The sequence below is a fragment of the Flavobacterium tagetis genome (assembly GCF_016735615.1).
Taxonomy (GTDB): domain Bacteria; phylum Bacteroidota; class Bacteroidia; order Flavobacteriales; family Flavobacteriaceae; genus Flavobacterium; species Flavobacterium tagetis.
Genome location: NZ_JAERSF010000004.1, coordinates 345,610 through 367,346 on the forward strand (window position 1 = coordinate 345,610; position 21,737 = coordinate 367,346).

The 21,737-nt window shown below is 33.5% G+C and carries 18 protein-coding genes; 8 read left to right on the plus strand and 10 right to left on the minus strand.

Annotation, left to right across the window (positions count from 1 at the left end; all coding sequences use genetic code 11):
• Positions 1-10: 10 nt before the first annotated feature.
• The 3 genes from rny to JI750_RS19415 form a co-directional block, all read right to left on the minus strand.
• A complete protein-coding gene (gene rny / locus JI750_RS19405; protein WP_202006048.1) occupies positions 11-1,570 on the minus strand; it encodes a ribonuclease Y in 1,560 nt (519 codons plus the stop codon).
• A gap of 209 nt (positions 1,571-1,779) precedes the next feature.
• Positions 1,780-2,073, minus strand: a complete 294-nt coding sequence (locus tag JI750_RS19410; RefSeq protein ID WP_202006050.1) for a cell division protein ZapA — start codon at positions 2,071-2,073, stop codon at positions 1,780-1,782.
• A 4-nt stretch (positions 2,074-2,077) separates the two neighbouring features.
• The gene (locus JI750_RS19415; RefSeq protein WP_008464802.1) at positions 2,078-2,368 is read right to left on the minus strand and encodes a hypothetical protein; all 291 of its coding nucleotides are present in this window, start codon (positions 2,366-2,368) and stop codon (positions 2,078-2,080) included.
• A gap of 181 nt (positions 2,369-2,549) precedes the next feature.
• On the opposite strand from JI750_RS19415, the gene JI750_RS19420 reads away from it, so the two are divergent.
• The 3 genes from JI750_RS19420 (at position 2,550) to JI750_RS19430 (ending at position 7,519) form a co-directional block, all read left to right on the plus strand.
• Positions 2,550-4,232, plus strand: a complete 1,683-nt coding sequence (locus JI750_RS19420) for a M23 family metallopeptidase (RefSeq protein WP_202006052.1) — start codon at positions 2,550-2,552, stop codon at positions 4,230-4,232.
• A gap of 12 nt (positions 4,233-4,244) precedes the next feature.
• Positions 4,245-6,710: a TonB-dependent receptor gene (locus JI750_RS19425; RefSeq protein ID WP_202006054.1), complete on the plus strand. Its 2,466-nt coding sequence runs from the start codon at positions 4,245-4,247 to the stop codon at positions 6,708-6,710.
• 89 nt (positions 6,711-6,799) lie between these two features.
• Positions 6,800-7,519: a CREC-EF hand family protein gene (locus JI750_RS19430; protein ID WP_202006056.1), complete on the plus strand. Its 720-nt coding sequence runs from the start codon at positions 6,800-6,802 to the stop codon at positions 7,517-7,519.
• 383 nt (positions 7,520-7,902) lie between these two features.
• Here JI750_RS19430 and JI750_RS19435 read toward each other — a convergent pair whose 3' ends face one another.
• The 5 genes from JI750_RS19435 to JI750_RS19455 all read right to left on the minus strand — a co-directional run bounded on the left by JI750_RS19435 (position 7,903) and on the right by JI750_RS19455 (position 14,133).
• Positions 7,903-8,604 (minus strand): hypothetical protein, encoded by a 702-nt coding sequence (locus JI750_RS19435; RefSeq protein ID WP_202006058.1) that lies wholly within the window; start codon positions 8,602-8,604, stop codon positions 7,903-7,905.
• A gap of 129 nt (positions 8,605-8,733) precedes the next feature.
• The gene (locus JI750_RS19440) at positions 8,734-10,563 is read right to left on the minus strand and encodes an ABC transporter ATP-binding protein (RefSeq protein WP_202006060.1); all 1,830 of its coding nucleotides are present in this window, start codon (positions 10,561-10,563) and stop codon (positions 8,734-8,736) included.
• A 233-nt stretch (positions 10,564-10,796) separates the two neighbouring features.
• Positions 10,797-12,524 (minus strand): phospho-sugar mutase, encoded by a 1,728-nt coding sequence (locus JI750_RS19445; protein ID WP_202006062.1) that lies wholly within the window; start codon positions 12,522-12,524, stop codon positions 10,797-10,799.
• Positions 12,525-12,637: 113 nt separating this feature from the next.
• A complete protein-coding gene (locus JI750_RS19450) occupies positions 12,638-13,594 on the minus strand; it encodes a glycosyltransferase family 2 protein (protein ID WP_202006064.1) in 957 nt (318 codons plus the stop codon).
• Positions 13,595-13,602: 8 nt separating this feature from the next.
• Positions 13,603-14,133, minus strand: a complete 531-nt coding sequence (locus JI750_RS19455; protein WP_202006066.1) for a DUF4199 domain-containing protein — start codon at positions 14,131-14,133, stop codon at positions 13,603-13,605.
• Between the two features lie 251 nt (positions 14,134-14,384).
• Between JI750_RS19455 and JI750_RS19460 the strand changes: the two genes are divergently transcribed.
• Positions 14,385-14,639, plus strand: coding sequence for a type B 50S ribosomal protein L31 (locus JI750_RS19460; protein WP_007804523.1), 255 nt, complete (start codon positions 14,385-14,387; stop codon positions 14,637-14,639).
• Between the two features lie 160 nt (positions 14,640-14,799).
• Positions 14,800-15,975 (plus strand): GlmU family protein, encoded by a 1,176-nt coding sequence (locus JI750_RS19465; protein ID WP_202006068.1) that lies wholly within the window; start codon positions 14,800-14,802, stop codon positions 15,973-15,975.
• A gap of 151 nt (positions 15,976-16,126) precedes the next feature.
• Here JI750_RS19465 and JI750_RS19470 read toward each other — a convergent pair whose 3' ends face one another.
• On the minus strand, positions 16,127-16,570 hold the full coding sequence (locus JI750_RS19470; RefSeq protein WP_202006070.1) for a PepSY-like domain-containing protein: 444 nt from the start codon (positions 16,568-16,570) through the stop codon (positions 16,127-16,129).
• 245 nt (positions 16,571-16,815) lie between these two features.
• Here JI750_RS19470 and JI750_RS19475 point away from each other — a divergent pair, with 245 nt between their 5' ends.
• The 3 genes from JI750_RS19475 (at position 16,816) to JI750_RS19485 (ending at position 21,320) form a co-directional block, all read left to right on the plus strand.
• Positions 16,816-18,450 carry an ABC-F family ATP-binding cassette domain-containing protein gene (locus tag JI750_RS19475; RefSeq protein WP_202006072.1) on the plus strand — a complete coding sequence of 545 codons (1,635 nt, stop codon included), beginning with the start codon at positions 16,816-16,818 and terminating at the stop codon, positions 18,448-18,450.
• 234 nt (positions 18,451-18,684) lie between these two features.
• Positions 18,685-19,869 (plus strand): porin, encoded by a 1,185-nt coding sequence (locus tag JI750_RS19480; protein WP_202006074.1) that lies wholly within the window; start codon positions 18,685-18,687, stop codon positions 19,867-19,869.
• A gap of 20 nt (positions 19,870-19,889) precedes the next feature.
• Positions 19,890-21,320 (plus strand): anion permease, encoded by a 1,431-nt coding sequence (locus tag JI750_RS19485; RefSeq protein WP_202006076.1) that lies wholly within the window; start codon positions 19,890-19,892, stop codon positions 21,318-21,320.
• Here the strand turns inward: JI750_RS19485 and JI750_RS19490 are convergent.
• Positions 21,317-21,619 carry a GNAT family N-acetyltransferase gene (locus JI750_RS19490; RefSeq protein WP_236673106.1) on the minus strand — a complete coding sequence of 101 codons (303 nt, stop codon included), beginning with the start codon at positions 21,617-21,619 and terminating at the stop codon, positions 21,317-21,319. The two genes, JI750_RS19485 and JI750_RS19490, sit on opposite strands and share 4 nt — an antisense overlap.
• Positions 21,620-21,737: the final 118 nt, after the last annotated feature.

Sequence of the window (21,737 nt, forward strand, 5' to 3'; positions counted from 1 at the left end):
TTTCCTGAGATTATTTAGCAATGTTTACAGCTCTTGTTTCCCTAATAACTGTAACTTTGACCTGTCCAGGATAAGTCATTTCTGTTTGGATTTTTTGCGAAATCTCGAAAGATAAGTTTGCAGCATTGTCATCAGAAACTTTTTCACTTTCTACAATTACACGAAGCTCTCTACCAGCTTGGATTGCATAAGCATTTTTAACACCGCTGAATCCGTAAGCTACATCTTCAAGATCTTTCAAACGCTGGATGTAAGAATCAAGAACCTGACGTCTAGCACCTGGTCTAGCTCCAGAAATAGCATCACAAACTTGGATAATTGGAGATAATAATGATTTCATTTCAATCTCATCATGGTGTGCTCCAATTGCGTTGCATACTTCTTCTTTTTCACCGTATTTCTCTGCCCATTGCATACCTAAAAGTGCGTGTGGTAAATCACTTTCTGTATCTGGTACTTTTCCGATATCGTGTAATAAACCAGCTCTTTTTGCCAATTTCACGTTCAGTCCTAATTCTGCGGCCATGATACCGCAAAGTTTAGAAACTTCTCTTGAGTGCTGTAATAAGTTTTGTCCGTAAGAAGAACGATATTTCATTCTACCCACAACTTTAATTAATTCTGGGTGTAAACCGTGAATTCCTAAATCAATTACAGTACGTTTTCCAACTTCGATAATTTCGTCATCGATTTGTTTTGCAGTTTTAGCCACAACTTCTTCGATTCTTGCAGGGTGAATACGTCCGTCAGTTACTAATTTGTGTAAAGACAAACGAGCAATTTCTCTACGAACAGGATCAAAACAAGAAAGGATAATAGCTTCTGGGGTGTCATCAACAATGATTTCAACTCCAGTTGCAGCTTCAAGAGCTCTAATGTTACGGCCTTCACGACCGATAATTCTACCTTTTACATCGTCAGATTCAATGTTGAAAACAGAAACGCAGTTTTCTACCGCTTCTTCAGTTCCAACCCTTTGAATCGTATTGATGATGATTTTTTTAGCTTCCTGTTGTGCAGTAAGTTTTGCCTCTTCAATAGTTTCTTGAATATGAGACATTGCTTTTGTTTTCGCTTCAGCTTTTAAACCTTCTACCAATTGTTCTTTTGCTTCTTCAGCAGAAAGTCCAGAAATTACCTCTAATTGCTGTAATTGGCTTTTGTGAAGTTTATCAACTTCAGCTTGTTTTTTGTCTAAAACCTCAATTTTGTTGTTGTATTCAGCTGTTTTAGCTTCGTAATCTTCGTTTACTTTTTTAGCTTTAGAAAGTTCGTTAGATACTTGAGATTCTTTATCGCGCACGCGTTTTTCTACTTCAGCAACTTTTTTATCACGTGCTAAAATAACTTGTTCGTGTTCTGATTTTAGTTCGATAAAACGCTCTTTTGCTTGAAGAATTTTGTCTTTTTTGATATTTTCTGCTTCTAAATTAGCGTCTTTTAAGATAGAAGCTGCTTCTTTTTTAGCGTTTTTAATTAGGTTTGAAATATTACTTTTCTCGATAATTTTAGCTATTGCAAATCCTGCCGCAATACCTACAATACCAATAATGATCGTTATGATGTCCATGTTTGTTAGGGTTTATATATAAAAAAAGCCTACATTAATTGCTTGTATAAACTCGTAAAGACAAGTTTTGAGCTAACTCACTGTTCAAGTTTCCCAGCCAAAAGGAGGGCATACTATAGTAGCGACGATTTGCTCATTCTAAATTGTTAGTGTTGAGTTTACCAAATGTGAACTAATGTAGGCAGTATCTTAGTTTCTGTAAAGAACGTTTATTTTTCGAGATATTGATCTAAAAGCGTATTTAATCTTTTAATTCTTTCGATAGTTTCTTCTCCATCGATTGCATTATCAATCTGTTTTTGTTCTACCTGCGATGCAAATTGTAATGCACACATAGCTAGAACATCTTGTTTGTCACGAACCGCGTAATTTTCTTCGAACTGCTTGATCATAGCATCAATTTTTTTAGAAGCACTTCTGAGTCCTTCTTCCTGAGCCGGTTCAACCGTAAGTGGGTAAACGCGGTCGGCAATTGATATTTTAATTCTAAGCTTTCCGTCCATGTTGTTAATCTGATAGTTGTGCTATACAGTAATCAATTTCGCGAATTAATGAATTTATTTTAAGCTTTGTCTCTCTCTTGTTATTGTCGCTGCCAAGCAACGAATTGGCTATCTTAAGTGTTTCATTTTGCTTCTTCAAAGCTTCCATTTCCTCAGATTGTTTCTGGATAATTTGCGCAGCTTTGGCTAGTTCTAATCGTAATACTTGATTGTTTTGTTCAAAGGCTTTTGATTTCTCAAAAAGCTTTTCAACTTTATATTCAAGAGTATCAATTATTTCTGCAATTACACTCATTATACATCCTATTCATTACTTAATCCTACAAAGTTAATATTCCTTTTTATTAATGCAATTTTTTATCGATTTTTTTGCATTAATTTAGATAAATATATTGTAATTCAATTAATTGTAGTTTTGAAGCTTTTTTCTTGCTTTTATTGGCTTATTTTTGCTTATCTTAGCAAAAATGTTGTTTATGAGATTATATGTACTTGCCCTTTTAATTTGTAATTCTGTGTTTGCTCAAACGCAATATCCTAAAGATTATTTCCGTCCTCCATTAGATATTCCAATGCAACTTTCTGGTAATTTTGGGGAGTTACGGCCTAATCATTTTCATGCTGGTTTTGATTTAAAAACGAATCAAAGAGAAGGTTTGACGGTACATGCAATTGCAGATGGATATGTTTCGCGAATTAAAATTTCGACTTTTGGAAACGGAAAATGTATTTATATAACACATCCAAATGGATATACTTCTGTTTATGGGCATTTGCAAACGCCAACTGGGGCAATTTTAGATTATGTAAAAAAAACACATTACAAAGAAAAGGCCTATGAAATTGAAATGTTTCCAAAACCGGACGAACTTCCTGTGAAAAAAGGTGATATAATTGGACTTTCAGGAAATACGGGTTCGTCAGAAGGGCCGCATCTTCATTTTGAAATTCGTGATACTAAAACCGAATTTGTTATCAATCCGATTTTCTTTGGCTTTGACCAAAATTTAAAAGATACCAAAAAGCCAACTATATCTAGTTTATACGTTTATCCTTTGGATAATGCCACGGTGAACCAGTCTAAACAACCTTTATTTGTTAATATGGCGCTTCAAAAAGACGGAACTTATTTGGCTTCAAAAGTTAAAGCAAACGGTAAAATTGGTTTCGGAATCAATGCTATTGATACTGATGATGTTTCACATAATAGAAATGGAGTTTTTAATGTTTCGACTTTCTTAAATGGAAATCAGAATTATAATTATCAATTTAATACCTATTCTTTTGATGAAATGCGCTACATCAATGCTTTGATTGATTATCCTCGTTATAAAAAATCGGGACAGCGTGTGCAGAAACTTTTTATGAAAACGCCTTTTGCTTTAAGTATTATTAAAACCGATTCACTTCGAGGTATTGTAAAAGCAGAGCCTAATTTAACTTCAAATTACAAAATTGAAGTTTCGGATTATTTTGGAAATTTAAATTCGGTTACAGTTCCGATTGAGTTTGATGCTGCAACACCTCTTGTGGAGTCAGAGTCAGTTAACGGGAAGTATTTTATAAAATATAATAGAGATGCCAATTTTGAGAAAGATAATATGTCGGTTTTCTTTCCTGCAGGCACTTTTTACGATGACTTCAATATGAATTTTGATGTGAGAAATAACAAAATTTTTATTCATGATGATACAGTTCCTGCGCATTCTAATTTTACAATTACTATAAAAGATGATACTTATCCAGAATCTTTACGAGATAAACTTTATATCGGAAAGTGGACAAGTTATAATGGAACAATCAGAAAAGGTGATGTTTTTACTGCGAAAGCAAAAACATTGGGCACTTACGGTTTGGTTCTCGATACGATTCTGCCAGTTGTTAAAATTGCAAAACCAATTGAAGGAAAATGGATTAGCGATCAAAAGAAAATTGATTTAACGATAAGTGATTCTTTATCCGGAATAAAATCTTATAACGGATATTTAAACGGAAGCTGGGTTTTATTTGAATACGAAAATAAAGCGAGAAGAATCACTCATACTTTTGATGATCAATATTTGGCAGAAGGTGAAAACGTATTAAAAGTTGAAGTTGTTGATAATGTAGGAAATACTACTATCTTTGAAACTCGTTTTTTTAGAAGTCAACAAAAATAAAACCCAAAATCTTTGAGTTACAACAGGTTTACATTCGCTTTTCTTTTTTTATTTTTCAGCTGTATTGCTTTAGCTCAAAATGCTCGCGTGAAAGGGCTGATTCTAGATGCAGAAAAACATCCTGTTGGGGGCGTAAATATTTCTTCGCAGGAAACTTCTGTGCAATCTGATGCAAATGGATTTTATGAAATTGAAATTCCGTCAAACAAAAAGGTCTCTCTGATTTTTACTCACGTTTCTTTAAAAATGATGAGTTTAACGGTTAGTTTAAAAACAAATGAAGTTTTTGTTTTTAATCCTATTATGAGTAATTCTGAAGAACAAATGGGCGAAGTTTTTGTTTCTTCTGGAAATAGAAAGCGAGTTCAGGGAATTACATCGGTAGATACCGAAACCATAAAGAAGATTCCAGGTGCCAATGCCGGAATTGAAAATATTCTAAAAACACTTCCCGGTGTAAATTCCAACAATGAATTAAGCACACAATACATGGTTCGTGGTGGTAATTACGACGAAAATCTAGTCTATGTAAATGAAGTAGAAGTATATCGTCCGTTTTTAATTCGTTCAGGACAACAGGAAGGTTTAAGTTTTACCAATACCGATTTGGTTCAAAATGTTGAATTTTCTGCTGGCGGATTTCAAGCGAAGTTTGGAGATAAATTATCTTCTGTTTTAGATATTGCCTATCGAAAGCCAACTCAGTTTGGTGCTGCCTTTGAAGCAAGTTTTTTAGGAGGAAGTGCTGCGGTCGACTTAGTTTCTAAAAATAAAAAATGGTCTGCTGTAACTGGAGTCCGTTACAGAAATAATAGCCTTTTAGTAAATAGTCAAGATACAGAGACGAATTACAAACCGACTTTTGCAGATATTCAGACGAATATAAATTATGATATTTCTGAAAAATGGCAAATGAGCTTTTTAGGAAATATTTCTCAGAACAAATATTTGTATGAGCCTTTGGTTCGTCAGACAAATTTTGGAACAGCAGATCAGCCAATGGCGCTTGCGGTTTGTTATGAAGGGCAAGAAAAAGATCAGTATAACACATATTTCGGAGCTTTAAAAACGACTTATAAAGCTTCGCCTTCGCTTACTCTAAAATTAATTGGTTCGTTATTTCATACCACAGAACAAGAACATTTTGATATTTTGGCACAATATCGTTTAGGAAATGTAAATGCTGAAGATCCAGAAAACACATCCGCAGTTGATTTTACTCGTGGAATAGGTTCTCAACTAAACCACGCCCGAAACGATCTGGATGCTTTAATTGCAAATATTGAATTGAAAGGAATTAAAGACTGGAAAGAAAGCCAGCTAGAATTTGGGTTAAAATATACTAGAGAATCTATTCGAGATCGAGTAGTAGAGTGGGAAGTTATTGATTCGGCAGGATTTTCTATTAATCCGCCTTTGGTAGTTCTTCCAAAAAACAATCAGCCATACACGCCTTATACAGGACCGCTTCTACCATATCAAAATATCCGAGCGACCAATTTTAATACCATTAATAGATTCTCGGGTTATGCACAATGGAACAAGCAGTCAGAAATTGGTTCGAGTCAGATCTGGTATCATTTGGGAGCGCGTTTTCAAGGCTGGAATGTTGCAGGGGCTTTAGAAGAAGGAAAAACACAGTTTGTAGTAAGTCCGCGTGCGCAATTTGCCATAAAACCAGATTGGGATCGAGATATGGTTTTCAGGATTTCGGGCGGATTGTATCATCAGCCGCCGTTTTACAGAGAATTACGAGATTTAAATGGTGTTGTGAATCCGAATGTGAAAGCTCAGGAAGCCATTCATGTGGTTTTAGGAAATGATTATAATTTTAAAATGTGGAATCGTCCTTTTAAATGGGTGACAGAACTTTATTATAAATCGCTTACTGATGTAAATGTATATTCGATTGATAATGTTCGAATTCGTTACGTTGCCAATAATAATGCAAAAGCTTATGCGCAAGGTCTTGATTTTAGATTAAATGGAGAATTTGTGCCAGGAACAGAGTCTTGGGTAAGCTTTGGGTATATGAAAACCGAAGAAAATTACGAAAACAAAGGCTACATTGCACGTCCGACAGATCAGCGTTTGAAATTTGCGATGCTGTTTCAAGACTATATGCCGAATATTCCAAGTGTAAAAGTGTATTTGAATTTAGTTTATAATACCGGATTGCCAGGAGGCGCGCCTGCATATACTGACCCGTATTTGTATCAAAACCGATTAAACGATTACAGAAGAGCAGATATTGGTTTTGCAAAAGTTTTTGTAGACGCAAGTACACAAAACACAAAAAAAGGCTGGCTTAAAAACTTTAAAGAGTTAGCTGTCGGGTTGGAAATTTTCAATCTTTTCAATAATCAAAATGCGATTACAAATACTTGGGTTCGTGATGTGTATTCAAAAAATCAATATGCGATTCCAAATTATATGACTTCGAGGGTTTTTAACGTTAAGATAAATGCGAGGTTGTAATCTGCTTCGTAATTGTTCAGTAAAATTCAATAAAAACAAAAATTACAATCAAAAATAGTATATTTGATAATCGTATATAATCATTGTAGATGAAAAAGTATTTTAAATATATCGCCTTAATACTTGTCGGAACAGTAATCAGTTGCCGAGAAGAAGTTCAAAAACCCAAAGTAAGTTATGGTGCTTCAAATAAAGTAAGTGTTACTAAAGCCGATACAACTCAAATTGAAATCGCCGATTTGCCAATTCAAATGGAAGGAACTAGTTATTTAATTCATCCGGTTGGAGATTTAAGAGTTTTTGAAAGAGGATCTAAAGCTAGATTTGGTTCTTCTAGTGTAAACGATGTAAGTTTTACGATTTCTAATTTAGGCGAATATGAAATTACAGGATATCTTCAGAATTTGAAATTCCAAAAAGTAGATTCAGATTCTATTAGACCTTTGTCTGATAAACCAGTTTTGATTTTAACAGCAACTTATTTGAAAACGGTTGCAGACAGAACGCATAATAATGTAATGGTTTATACGCTAACAGATTCAGATACCAATAAAGATGGTAAAATAGACACTAGTGATATCAAAACATTATACTTAAGTGACATCAGCGGAGAAAATTTCACGAAAGTTTCAGCAGACCTTCAAGAGCTGGTAGATTGGAGCTTAATCGAATCTAAAAACCGTTTGTATTTTAGAACTATTGAAGATACAAATCAAAACGGACAGTTTGATAAAAATGATGTTCTTCATTATAATTATATAGATTTATCTTCTAAAAAATGGGAAGTGAAGAATTATAAACCGATCTAAGCTGCTAAGGTTCTGAGATGCTAAGATTCTAAGTTTTTTCGCCACAGATTAGAAGGATTAAAAAGATTTTTATAAAAAAGAGAGGCTGTTTCAACTTATTGAAACAGCCTCTCTTTTTTAAATTGTTTTCATTAATGAAGACAGCGTTTGCCATTTTTATACATTGAATCGTCATTCCATAGGAACGTTTGATGCGTTGCATTGTTGAAAAAATATATCGAAATCAGACGTTTCTACGGAACGTAAAATAACTGTAACGGTATAATTTTGCACCAATGAAATGTTCCAACAGAACATAATCAGAAACTAAAAAAAATCATTCTAATCCTTTTAATCTGTGGTGAAAAAACTTAGAATCTTAGCGTCTCAGTATCTTAGCAACTTCATATCAATATATCACTTTCCAAGTCTGATTTTTCAATTTCGAAACCAAAACCTAGACGTTCTACCAATTCTATTACCAGCTTTTTATACCAGTTTTCAGATTTTGGATGAATGTATATTTTTTCAATTAATTGATTGATGTCGACGTTGATCTTTAATCCGTCGTTTAATTTGATGTCACTTTTTGAAGTGTCACTCAGAATACGGACTTCTCTTTCGTATTGAAAACTCTTTCTTTTGAATAAAAACGGAAAGAATAAATCATCAAACGGAATATATTCTTTTTTGTAGTCAATGTAATTTACTTCGCCAATGTACTGGTCAAAATTGTTTTCAGGTCTCACAGCTTTCTGAAGTCTTCTAATAGTAGACTGAATAGCTAAACCTTCTTTATTTTTGGTAAAAATCTGCCACATGGCAAAAGATTCATATTCGTTAATATGCCAACTGCTAATGGCTACTTTTTCGCGATGCGTTTTGTAGTAATTTAAAAATTCGGGATTATCTGCGGCAAGTTTTTTAATTTCTTCATAAGTCGGTTCGCTAAAAGTACCTTCATATTGGTCTTCAAACTTGTCTGAACGCGACATAAAAAGTTTCTTCGAAAGCAATAAATCAAGAAATTTGGATAGGTCTAGATATTTCCAAACAATAGTATCGGGATCGTCAGGAAGTTTTATGTTGGGGTTGTTAAGATACATTTTCTGAAAGAATTTAGTTTCAATCGTTAACTATCCTAAAGTTATAAAAATAAACACAGATTAAAGAAAATTAAACTGAGTTTTAATATTTCCTTAATCTGTGTTAGATTATTTGGTTGTGTGAAAATCTTACGATTCGAAAGACTGCATGGTAACCAATTTATTGTAAGTTCCGTTGTGAGCAATCAGTTCTTCGTGAGTTCCCTGTTCAACGATTTTTCCTTTTTGCATTACCACAATCACATCTGCTTTTTGAATCGTAGAAAGACGGTGTGCAATTACAATCGAAGTTCTGTTTTGCATCATGTTTTCAAGCGCAACCTGAACAAATTTTTCGCTTTCTGTATCCAATGCCGATGTTGCTTCATCTAAAATCATAATCGGTGGGTTCTTCAATACTGCTCTTGCAATAGATAAACGCTGTTTTTGTCCTCCAGAAAGCTTATTTCCGCTATCTCCGATATTGGTGTAGATTCCTTGCGGAAGATCTTTTACAAACTCATAAGCATTAGCAATTTTAAGAGCTTCAATAATTTCGTCGTCAGTTGCATCTAGTTTGCCTAAAGAAATATTGGCTTTTATGGTGTCATTAAATAAAATACTGTCTTGCGTAACTAGTCCCATTAAACTTCTAAGTGATTGCAGATTCATGTCTTTAATGTTGATTCCGTCAATAGAAATAGAGCCGTCGTTTACATCGTAAAAACGAGTCAATAAATTGGCAATAGTACTTTTTCCACTTCCAGATTGACCAACTAATGCAACAGTTTGTCCTTTTTTAATTTGAAGAGAAAAGTCTTTTAAAACGGTTTCTTCTTCATATTTGAAATTGACATTTTGAACATTGATATTATCATCAAAAGTTGTCTTTTCTACTGCGTTTTCTTTAGAAACAATAGTATTTTCTTGTTCTAAGATTTCAAGAACACGTTCTGCAGCGGCATTTCCTCTTTTTACTCCGTAAGAAGCTTTAGAGATTGCTTTTGCAGGAGTTAGAATATTATACGCCAATCCCATATAAGCAATAAATGCAGCGCCTTCTAAAGTTTTATCAATCAAAACCATCTGACCACCGTACCAAAGTAAAATGGCAATAACTGTGATTCCCATAAATTCACTTGCTGGTGAAGCTAAGTTCTGACGGTTTCCAATACTATTTGATAATGTAAAGAAGCGTTCTGTAGAGCTTTGAAAAACTTTATTAAAGTAGTTTTCAGAATTGTATCCTTTTACAACTTTCAGTCCGCCAATTGTTTCTTCGATAGTAGAAAGAAATTTTCCTTGTTCTTCTTGAGCTTTGGTAGATTGCTTTTTAAGCTGTTTTCCAATCAACGAAATGATATATCCAGAAACAGGAATAAAAATAAAAACAAACAAAGTCAGTTTAGCGCTTATGACAAGCATAGCGATGATCGTAAAGATAATCGTTAAAGGTTCTTTTACGATGAGCTCTAAGATTGCTAAAAAGGAGTTTTGGACTTCATTTACGTCAGCAGAGATTCTGGAAATTACATCTCCTTTTCTTTTTTCAGAATAAAAAGCCAAAGGAAGTTCTAGTGTTTTTTTGTACAAAGCATTTCGCATGTCTTTTAAAACACCGTTTCTCAAGAAATTGATGAAAAACATTGCTAAATAATCAGCTAAGTTTTTTAATAAAAAGATGGAGATGATTATGGCAACCATTATAGATAGCACATATCCAGCTTCGTGAGTTCCTTTTGAAGTTGTAATGTAGTAGCTTAGGTAATTTTCTCCATATTCTTTAATATCCAAAATTCCTGTGTATAATGGTTTATCATAGTTTTCTTTGGTTTTGTCAAATAAAACTTGAAGCATTGGTATTAAGGCAATGAATGAAAGTGTACTGAAAAGCGCATATAAAATATTGAAAAAGATATTTAAGAATGCGTATCTTTTATACGGGTATATAAAAGGAACTATTTTTTTGAAATTACTCATTTATTTTTGGATGTTATTTTTTTGCTTGGTTATGGTTGTTTGAGTTTTGGCTAGTGAATTTTTACTCCACAAAATTAATTCAATTGGATTGTTTTCAATTTCTTTTTAGTTTTTTTTATAAAAAAAAAACTCTGATTTTGCATCTTCTAAGAAATGCAAATCAGAGTTTTAATATTTGACTCCTTGTTTTTAAAGACTATTTGCAAATGGCAATACTTTCAAAAAAGGTTTATTTAATTCAACTGCATGTCTGCAATAATGTTTTGAATTTTCTGATCTAAGAAACTTTCCGCTTCATCAAAATCAGAAACCGATTCGATTTCTGCATTTACGCTGATATAGAATTTGATTTTTGGTTCAGTTCCGCTTGGTCTTGCACAAATTTTAGAACCGTCTTCTGTGTAATAAATCAATACATTCGATTTCGGGATATCCATTGTTGATTCTGAACCGTCTAATAAGTTTAAAGCAATAGACGATTGATAATCCTCAACCATAATTACACGTTGTCCGTTAATTTCTTTCAAAGGATTTTCGCGTAAATCGACCATCATTTGGTTGATTTCCTGTAAACCTTCCATTCCTTTTTTAGTTAAAGAAACTAAGAATTCTTTGTAGAAACCATTTTCAACATAAAGTTGTAAAAGTTCTTTATAAACAGAACTTCCTGCTGCTTTTGCTTGAGCAGCAACTTCGCAAATTAATAAGGTAGCGGCAACAGCATCTTTATCTCTAACAGCGTCGCCAACCATAAATCCGAAACTTTCTTCACCTCCTCCAATAAATTCTAGTTCAGGAAAATCTTTGATCATTTTTGCAATCCATTTGAATCCTGTCAATCCAACTTTGCACTCAACACCGTAGCTCGTTGCCAATTCCATCATCATTGGAGTTGAAACAATTGTAGAACCAACGAATTGTTTTCCGTTAAGTTTACCTGCTTTTTTCCATTGTTTCAATAAGAAAGAAGTCATTAAAACCATAGTTTGGTTTCCGTTCAATAGAATCATTTTACCGTCATTGTTACGAACAGCAACTCCTAAACGGTCGCAATCAGGATCTGTTCCTACTACAATGTCAGAATTTGTTTTATCTGCTAGAGCTAAAGCCATTGTTAAAGCTTCTGGTTCTTCTGGGTTTGGAGATTTTACTGTTGGGAAATTTCCATCTGGTACAGCTTGCTCAGGAACAATATGTACATTTTTGTATCCAGCCTGAGATAAAACGTCTGGAATAGATTTTATAGAAGTTCCGTGCAATGAAGTAAAAACAATATGAAGATTGTCTTTGGCTTCAGCCGGAGTATTAAAACTTGCGTTTTCGATAGACGATTTTATAAATGCTTTGTCAAGTTCTGTATCAATGTACTGAATCAAACTTTCGTTTGCGTTAAATTTTATTTTGTCATAACCTAAACTTTCAATCACATTTACAATTTCTTTGTCTTGCGGAGGAACAATTTGTCCCCCATCTTGCCAATATACTTTATAACCGTTGTATTCTGGCGGATTGTGAGATGCTGTTAAGACAATTCCGCACTGACATTTTAAATATTTAAGTGCAAAAGACAATTCTGGAGTTGGTCTCAAATCAGAGAATAAATAAACTTGGATTCCGTTTGCAGAAAAAACATCAGCCACAACTTTTGCTAACGTATTACTGTTATGACGACAGTCATAAGCAATAGCTACTTTTAAAGGCTCGTTTGGAAAAACTTGATGCATATAATCAGATAGTCCCTGAGTGTTTTTTCCAAGTGTGTATTTATTGATTCTGTTATCGCCAACACCCATAACGCCACGCATTCCTCCAGTTCCAAACTCTAAGTTTTTGTAAAAGCTCTCTTCTAGTTCTTTTGGAGAAGTTGTCATTAATTCCTTAACGGCAGCTTGCGTTTCTTGATCAAATGTTGGTGTTAACCATTCATTGACTGCGTTTAGTATATTTGGTGCTATATTCATTTTAATTTCGTTTTATGTTTTATTTAAAAATAAATTTTTATTAAGGTTCAATGGTACTTTATGCAATAATTTCATGCCTTAATTAAAAATATTTTAAAGACTGTAATATTGTTCTAAAAATTAACCTCTCGTGCTACTTTATATCTCGCTTCATTGCTTTTTGTTCTTAGAATAATTTCTCCTAAGAAACCTGCTAAAAATAGTTGAGTGCCAAGAATCATGGTAGTTAAAGCAATATAAAACCATGGGTTGTTTGTAACCAAGCTATATTTCATTCCAGTATACATATGGTATAGTTTAGAAACGCCAATGTATCCAGCCGCTAAAAATCCAATAATAAACATTAAAGAGCCCATTGCGCCAAACAAGTGCATTGGTCTTTTTCCGAATCTTGATAAAAACCAAATCGTGATCAAATCTAGGAAACCGTTTATAAAACGTTCCATTCCGAATTTTGTTTCACCATATTTTCTAGCTTGATGAATTACTACTTTTTCGCCAATTTTTCCAAATCCAGCATTTTTAGCCAAAACCGGAATATAGCGGTGCATTTCGCCAGAAACTTCGATGTTTTTTACTACGACGTTTTTGTATGCTTTCAATCCGCAGTTAAAATCGTTTAGCTCAACGCCAGAAGTTTTTCTAGCCGCCCAGTTAAATAATTTTGAAGGAAGATTTTTGGCCACAACAGAATCGTAACGTTTCTTTTTCCATCCAGAAACCAAATCGAATTTCTGAGCTGTAATCATTTCATACAATTCAGGAATTTCGTCCGGACTGTCTTGCAAGTCGGCATCCATGGTAATAATAACATCACCTTTTGCTTTTGCAAAACCAGCATGTAAAGCTTGAGATTTTCCAAAGTTTTTCATGAAACGAATCCCTTTTACATTTGGATTTTCGTTAGAGAAACCTTCAATAATCTGCCAAGAATTATCTGTACTACCATCATCTACAAAAATGATTTCATAAGAGTAATTGTTAGACTGCATCACTTTAATGATCCATGTGTAGAGTTCTTTAAGTGATTCCTCCTCGTTTAGAAGCGGTATAAGTATAGATAAATTCATTTATATTTTTATTCTTGTGTAGATTTGCTTTTAAAAAATGCTGCTAAAATTAATCCTAAGATTGAATAGCCAATAATACTGAAAATAAGAGCTTTTAATTGTTCAACAGTTGAGAAAGGATTGTTTTCTTTCATTTTAGCTAATGCTTCATTTATTTTAGCGGCTGGAGTTCCAAATTTCTGCAATGTTTCAGCCATGTATTTAACCAATAATTCGCTTATAGTTGTTTTTGCTTCAGGATCAATTACATTAAATAATAGGATGCTGAACAAAGTAGAAATTGCCAGAGCAATTATTGTAGTTATAAAGAAGGTTGTAAAAGCGTCTTTAAAAGAGAAAAAACCATTAATATCTTTTTTTGTTTTGGTAAGTAATAGGATTCCAATTACTACATAAATAACAAAAGTTAAACCGCCAATCCAGCCTGAAACAAATAATTTTAAATCTACGGCATAGATAGTTGCTGTAATTAATGCCAGAATAATTCCTAAGATGATTCCGTAAGTAACGCCGTTCTTTTTTATAACTTCATTAATCATATTTTGATAGGTTTAAAATTAATCCACAAATATAGTAATTCCCACTATAATCGAATATAAAAAAAGCTTTTCGAAATAAACTAAAAAAAAATAAGCTAACTGTTTGTTTATTAAAAAAGAATTGTAAATTTGCACACTCAAAAATAATTAAATTTTTAAACAAAAAAGAGTATTGTTTGTTTATACCTTTTTCTAACCATGAAAAAGCTTCAAAATGAAGATGCTCTATTAACAATAAATAAAAAGACAAGATGAAAAAAGGAGTTCACCCAGAAAATTACAGATTAGTTGCATTTAAAGACATGTCTAATGATGACGTTTTTATCACTAAATCTACTGCAGATACAAAAGAAACAATTGAAGTTGACGGAGTTGAGTATCCAGTTGTAAAAATGGAGATTTCTAGAACATCTCACCCTTTTTATACTGGTAAATCTAAACTTATCGATACTGCAGGACGTATTGATAAATTCAAAACTAAATACGCTAAACACGCTAAAAAATAATAGCTGTTTTACATTATACAAAAGCCTTCCAATTCTGGGAGGCTTTTTTTATGCGTTAAATATTACTTTTCGTTAAAATGGTTTTTTACTAAACCGGTAAAATATTTGTAACTTTGAAGCCAGGTAACCAAATCAAATTTTAACAAACACTCAATTATTTATGAACTACATTCTTTTCGACGGTCCCGTTCGGAATGCTTTATTACCCTTTACTTTTACAAGACCAGTGGCTGATATTTTGGTCGGAATTATGACAATTCGCCAGAAGTGGGAAAAATATCTTGGTTCGACAATTACTACGATAACCGAAGAATATTTGTCTGAAAAATTCCCGATGGTTGAAATGGAAGAAAACATCATGATCAACGCAGCGTATTTGCCAAATGATACTCTTGCCGAGATGGTTTCTAATTTAACAGAAAACCAAGCAATCTTTAAAGGTGAAGATGTAATTGCATTTTTTGCAAACGAAAACCAAGAAGAAGTCGATTTTGATTCTTATGAGATTATTCAATACAACGAAGATTGTATAACAATTGAACATACTTGGGATATTTTCTCTAAAAATGATGCTGCGATTCGTCAGGATTTTAAATATCTGACTGAAGATCGTACATCTCAGCCGATTCCTAAAAGCGTAAATGTAATTGCTCCAGAGAATATTTTTATTGAGGAAGGAGCAAAATTGGAGTTTGTAACTTTAAATGCATCGACCGGTCCTATATATATAGGTAAGAATACCGAAATTATGGAAGGAACTGTAATTCGCGGACCATTTGCTTTGTGCGAAAATGCCATGGTAAAAATGTCGGCTAAGGTTTATGGGGCAACAACTGTTGGGCCGGGATCGAGAATAGGCGGAGAAGTTAAAAACTCAGTTCTTTTTGCGAATTCAAATAAAGGGCATGAAGGATTTTTAGGTGATTCTGTTTTAGGTGAATGGTGTAATATTGGAGCAGATTCTAATAACTCAAACCTAAAAAACAATTACGAAGAAGTAAAATTATGGAGTTATGAAACAGAAGGTTTTGCTAAAACCGGACTTCAGTTTTGTGGTTTAATGATGGGAGATCATAGTAAATGCGGAATCAATACGATGTTTAATACAGGAACTGTTGTTGGTGTAAGTGCTAATATTTTTGGTTCGGGATTTCCTCGTAATTTTGTTCCTAGTTTTTCTTGGGGTGGAGCAGCGGGTTTTACAACTTATGTAACCAAAAAGGCTTTTGAAACGGCAAGGTTGGTGATGAGTAGAAGAAATATAGAATTCGATGCAACGGAAGTTGCAATTATGGAGCATATTTTCGAAGAAACTAAAAAATGGAGAAAAGATTAATTAGTGAATTAGTCAATTCGATAATGAGATAATTTTTATAACCCGACAGTTTTTTAAAACCTGTCGGGTTATATTTTTTTTAGCCACAGATTAATAAGATTTTCATAGATATTATTTTAATCTTTTTAATCCTTTAATCTGTGGCTAAAACTTACTTATCAATCTTAATAAAATCGCCTTTTAAGTTGAATTTTAATTCTAAACCATTTGTTAGTTTTGTTTCATAGCCAGAAGAACCAATTTCTATTTTGGTTATGTCTTCTTTAGGGAAATTTTCTTTTATGTAAGAAGCAATTTTTTTAGGGATGATAGATTTTGGAACTTTTCCGGTTTTAGCATCCACTTCTTTCCAATTTCCTTTTTTGTCAAATTCAATTTCGATTTGATTGCTAAATTGAACCTTGTATTCTGTAGAAAGAATTTCTTTGTCTTCTAGTATATAGCTCGGTTTCTTAGATCCAAAATGGGTTTTTAAGAATGTTTGTGCATTGCCTGGTAAAGCTTCTTTTTTAATTACGGTTTTTTGTGCATTTGCAGTAAGTGCAAATAGTAATCCCGTAATTAAACAGATAGTCAGTTTTAATTTCGTTTTCATATTTCGCTGATTTTTAAAATTATAGTACAAGTTAAGACTAAAATTTCAAAATATTAAAAAAACGATTGGGGTTTAGTTCTTACGATTAGAGCATTATTGGATTAGTAAATTATGTAGACGATACATTTTCATAATTATCTAATTTTCAAATTGCCTAATTATCTAATTAATCTATCTTTGCAGCACGAAAAAAAAATGGGTAGTCGGATAAACGATTAACCGATTAAACAAATTAACAAACACAAATGATTACAGTTAACGATATTTCGGTTCAGTTTGGCGGAACTACACTTTTTAGCGATGTTTCTTTTGCTATAAATGAAAATGATAAAATTGCCCTAATGGGTAAAAATGGTGCGGGAAAATCGACACTTTTAAAGATAATTGCTGGTGTAAACAAACCTTCAACTGGAAGTATCTCTGCTCCAAAAGAAGCTGTAATCGCTTACTTGCCACAGCATTTGCTTACTGAAGACGGTGCAACGGTTATGGAAGAAGCATCAAAAGCTTTTAGTGAAATTTTTACAATGAAAGCTGAAATCGATGAGATCAATGAGCAGTTAACAGTTCGTACTGATTACGAAAGTGACGAATATATGAAATTGATCGAAAGAGTTTCTGACTTAAGTGAAAAATTTTATGCAATTGAAGAAGTAAATTACGAAGCTGAAGTTGAGAAAATTTTGGTTGGTTTAGGTTTTGAACGTGAAGATTTCGGTCGTCAAACTTCTGAATTTTCAGGAGGATGGAGAATGCGTATTGAGTTGGCTAAAATTCTATTAAGAAAGCCTGACTTGATTTTGTTAGATGAGCCAACGAATCATATGGATATTGAGAGTATTCAGTGGTTAGAAGAATTTTTGCTAAATCAAGCTAAAGCCGTAGTGGTAATCTCGCACGATAGAGCTTTTGTTGATAACATCACCAATCGTACTATTGAGGTTACAATGGGAAGAATTTATGATTATAAGGCAAAATATACTCATTATTTAGAATTAAGAAAAGATCGTAGAATTCACCAGCAAAAAGCATATGATGAGCAACAAAAAATGATTGCAGAAAATCGTGCTTTTATTGACCGTTTCAAAGGAACATTCTCTAAAACAGATGCAGTTCAGTCTCGTGTAAAAATGCTTGAAAAATTGGAAATTGTTCAGGTTGATGAAGTTGATACATCAGCTTTAAGATTAAAATTCCCGCCAGCAGCACGTTCTGGGCAATATCCTGTTATTGTAAAAGAAATGTCTAAAGCTTACGGAGACCATGTAGTGTTTAAAGATGCAAATATTGTAATCGAGCGTGGGCAAAAAGTTGCTTTTGTCGGAAAAAATGGTGAAGGAAAATCGACGATGATTAAAGCGATTATGAAAGAAATCGGCGTTGATTCTGGAAGCGTAGAAATTGGTCATAATGCGCAAATCGGATATTTTGCTCAAAATCAAGCTGCTTTGTTAGATGAAAATGCTACCATTTTTGAAACAATCGATAGTATTGCTGTTGGTGATATCAGAACACAAATCAAAAATATTTTAGGAGCTTTTATGTTTCAAGGTGATGATATTACTAAAAAAGTAAAAGTGCTTTCTGGAGGAGAAAAAACCCGTTTGGCAATGATTAAATTATTGTTGGAGCCGGTTAACTTATTAATTCTAGATGAGCCTTCGAATCACTTGGATATGAAAACCAAAGACATCATTAAAGATGCCTTACGTGATTTCGACGGAACTTTGATTCTGGTTTCTCACGACCGTGATTTCCTTGACGGATTAGCAACTAAAGTTTTTGAATTCGGGAATAAAAGAGTTAAAGAGCATTTTGAAGATGTTGCTGGTTTCTTAGCACACAAGAAAATGGATTCTATGAGAGAGATCGAGAAATAGTATTTTTTCAATATAATTTTTAAAGGGCATAAGTTTCATTACTTATGCCTTTTTTTTGTTGTAATATTTTATAACAGTATTTTAATGCAATTTTTTTTACATAAAATATCTTTTTTTGTTACTTTAGTATTCCCATTTCGTGTTGACTATAAGTAATTAAGTTTTTTGATCAAGAATAGAACGCTGATTTTTAAATCATTATATAAGCATTACTGTTTCATTTAATTTAAGCCTATGAGTAAAAGTCTACTATCGCCATTTTTTTTCCTTTTTTTTATAACGCCAATTTTTTTCTACGCCCAAGGAGATGTAAATCAAGGAGATGTAAATCAAGGAGATGTAAATCAAGGAGCTGATAAAAAAGAAAATGAAGAAGTAAAATATCCGCAGTTTCAATTGAAAGGACTTCTCCAAGCCAGATATTTGGAAAGTTTTGGCGATAATGTAGATGTTTTAGGAACTCAGCATTCAACGGGAGATGCAACACAAAGTTCTTTTGATATAAAAAGAATGCGTGTTGGTTTAAATACCAAACTAAGCGAGACAACAGAAATCGTAATTCTGGTGAATCTTGCAGATTTTAAATCGGATACAAAAGGTAAAGTTCTTGAAAATGCCTACGGAAAATATACTTTCAATAAATATATTGCTCTAACAGGAGGGCAGTTTCGACCTGCCTTTGGTATTGAGGAGCTTGTTCCAGTAGATATTATTAAGTCTTTTGATTTTTCGAACCAATATTATGAGTTTGGAAAAAATGGATGGACAAGTTTTCAGATTGGTGCATCGGCAACGGGAGCTTTTGATATTGGGAAAATTCCAGTGAATTATGCTGTTTCGGTTTTAAATGGAAATGGGAAAAATGTAGAAATGGATAAAGACAACGGAAAACAATATTCTTCAAGATGGGTTTTTGGTTTGTCAAAAGAACATAAAATAAACCTTGGTTTAAACGGTGGATTCGGAAAAGTTTTTAAAGAAGATGTCTTTGCAGTTGGAGCCGATATTACTAGCGAGTTTCAAATGACCGACAAGCTTAGTTTTGATTTGCAGATAGAATACAAGCAGGGAACAAACCATAATTTATATTATTCTTTGCCGGTTGAAAGCCGAACAGATAATGTTGCCGATTATCAAATGCGAGGCATTTATTTCTTGCCGAACCTTAGATATACCGTAAATTATCAAAAACTCACAGCGCTTGAATTGTCGTGTCGTTACGAAATTTTCGATCCTAGTTATAAAATCAATTCAAACGTGCGTACCACTTACACGCCAATGATTAGTTTAGAATTCGGAAAATCGTATACAGGCCGTATCGAAATGGGATTTGAAATTGACAGATTTGATAAAAGTATCCCAGATACATCAACCTACAACGATAATTTATTTTTAATTCAGTTACAGCTCAGAATTTAATTCACTTAATTTTTGTTTTTATGAAAGAAGTAAAAATTCCTCAGACCCTAATTACGTTGGCAGTTTTAGTTGCCATTTGGTTTATTCCTGCTCCAGAAGGTGTTGTGACAGAAGCTTGGCATTTATTTGCCATTTTCGTAGCTACGATTTTAGGAATCATCTTAAAAGCGGCTCCAATGGGAACAATGTGTATGATTGCAATTGCTTTAACAGCAATGTCTCAGGTTTTGGCACCTGGAGATCCTGGAAAATCAATCACATTAGCATTAAAAGGATTTGGTGATAAGGTAATTTGGCTGATCGGAATTTCATTCTTTATAGCAAGAGGATTTATAAAAACAGGTCTAGGAAATAGGATTGCTTTTTTATTCATAAAAATATTTGGAAAAAGTTCTTTAGGGCTAGCTTATGGTTTAGGATTGGCAGATTTGGTTTTAGCGCCAGCAGTTCCAAGTAATACTGCTAGAGGAGGAGGAATCGTTTATCCGATTATGAAATCAATGTCGATGAGTTTTGGTTCAATGCCAGACAAGCCTGAAACGCATAGGAAATTAGGGGCATATTTAACTTTGAATAGTTATAATATGAATTTGATTGCCTCTTCTATGTTTTTAACAGGAACGGCAAGTAATCCGATGTGTCAGAAGTTTGCTTTGAATTTAGGCATAAAAATTAGCTGGATGTCATGGGCGGCGGCGGCGATTGTTCCGGGTTTGTGTGCTTTTATTGTAATTCCGTTTGTGCTGTATAAAATTTATCCGCCAGAATTAAAGAAAACGGGAGACGCTCCGCAGATTGCAACGCAGAAATTGAAAGAAATGGGAGCGATAACAAGAGATGAATGGATGATGCTGTTGACATTTTTCATTCTGCTTTTCCTTTGGATGACGGGAGATTTATTTTCTATTGATGCAACAACAACGGCTTTTATCGGATTGGTAATTTTACTTTTAACTTCAGTTTTGACTTGGGAAGATGTTAAATCAGAAAAAGGAGCTTGGGATACTATTGTTTGGTTTTCTGTTTTGGTTATGATGGCGAGTTCGCTAAACGAATTAGGTTTTATAGCATGGTTCAGTGATTTGGTAAAAGCGCAAATTGGCGGATTAAGCTGGCAAATGGCTTTTCCAATTATTATATTAGTGTATTTCTTTAGCCATTATCTTTTCGCAAGTGCCACTGCGCACGTTGCAGCAATGTACGCAGCTTTACTTGGTGTTGGTGTTTCGCTTGGAATTCCGGGGTTGTTGCTAGCGTTTATGCTTGGTTTTGTCGGATCTCTTTACGGAACTTTAACTCATTATGGTCACGGTCCAGCACCCGTATTTTTCGGGAGCGGTTACGTTGACCTAAAGAGCTGGTGGGTCAAAGGGCTTATAACCGGTTTGGTTATGCTCTTAATCTATATGGTAATTGGAGGATTGTGGCTCCGAATTATAGGATATTTTTAAATTCTAATTCCTGGAGGAAGCAGTTCTTTGTATTTAGGGTTCTTTTTGAAAAACGAAACAATCTTTGGGTGAATAGGAACTACTCTGTAATTTTTTTCAGAACTTAAATCTAATATATTTTTAAGTAAAGTGTTGATTGTTTCTTCGTTCTCGAATGAATCAGGCTTGTTGATTTTGGTTAAAAAGATTTTCTTTTCTTGAAATTGATACTCAACTGCTAACATTCCTTCAGGGATGACAGTTTCGAATTGGCGTGCAAATGTGTTGTCTTTGATTTCCATAGTTACAGATGTTTCCATAGTAATTTCTTGTTAGGTTATTGGTAAATAGTGAATTTGGGATTCGAAACAGGTATTGAAAGAAAATTCTTTATAAGATTTAAATCCAAAAAATATTTCGAAATGCAAAGGTAATCAT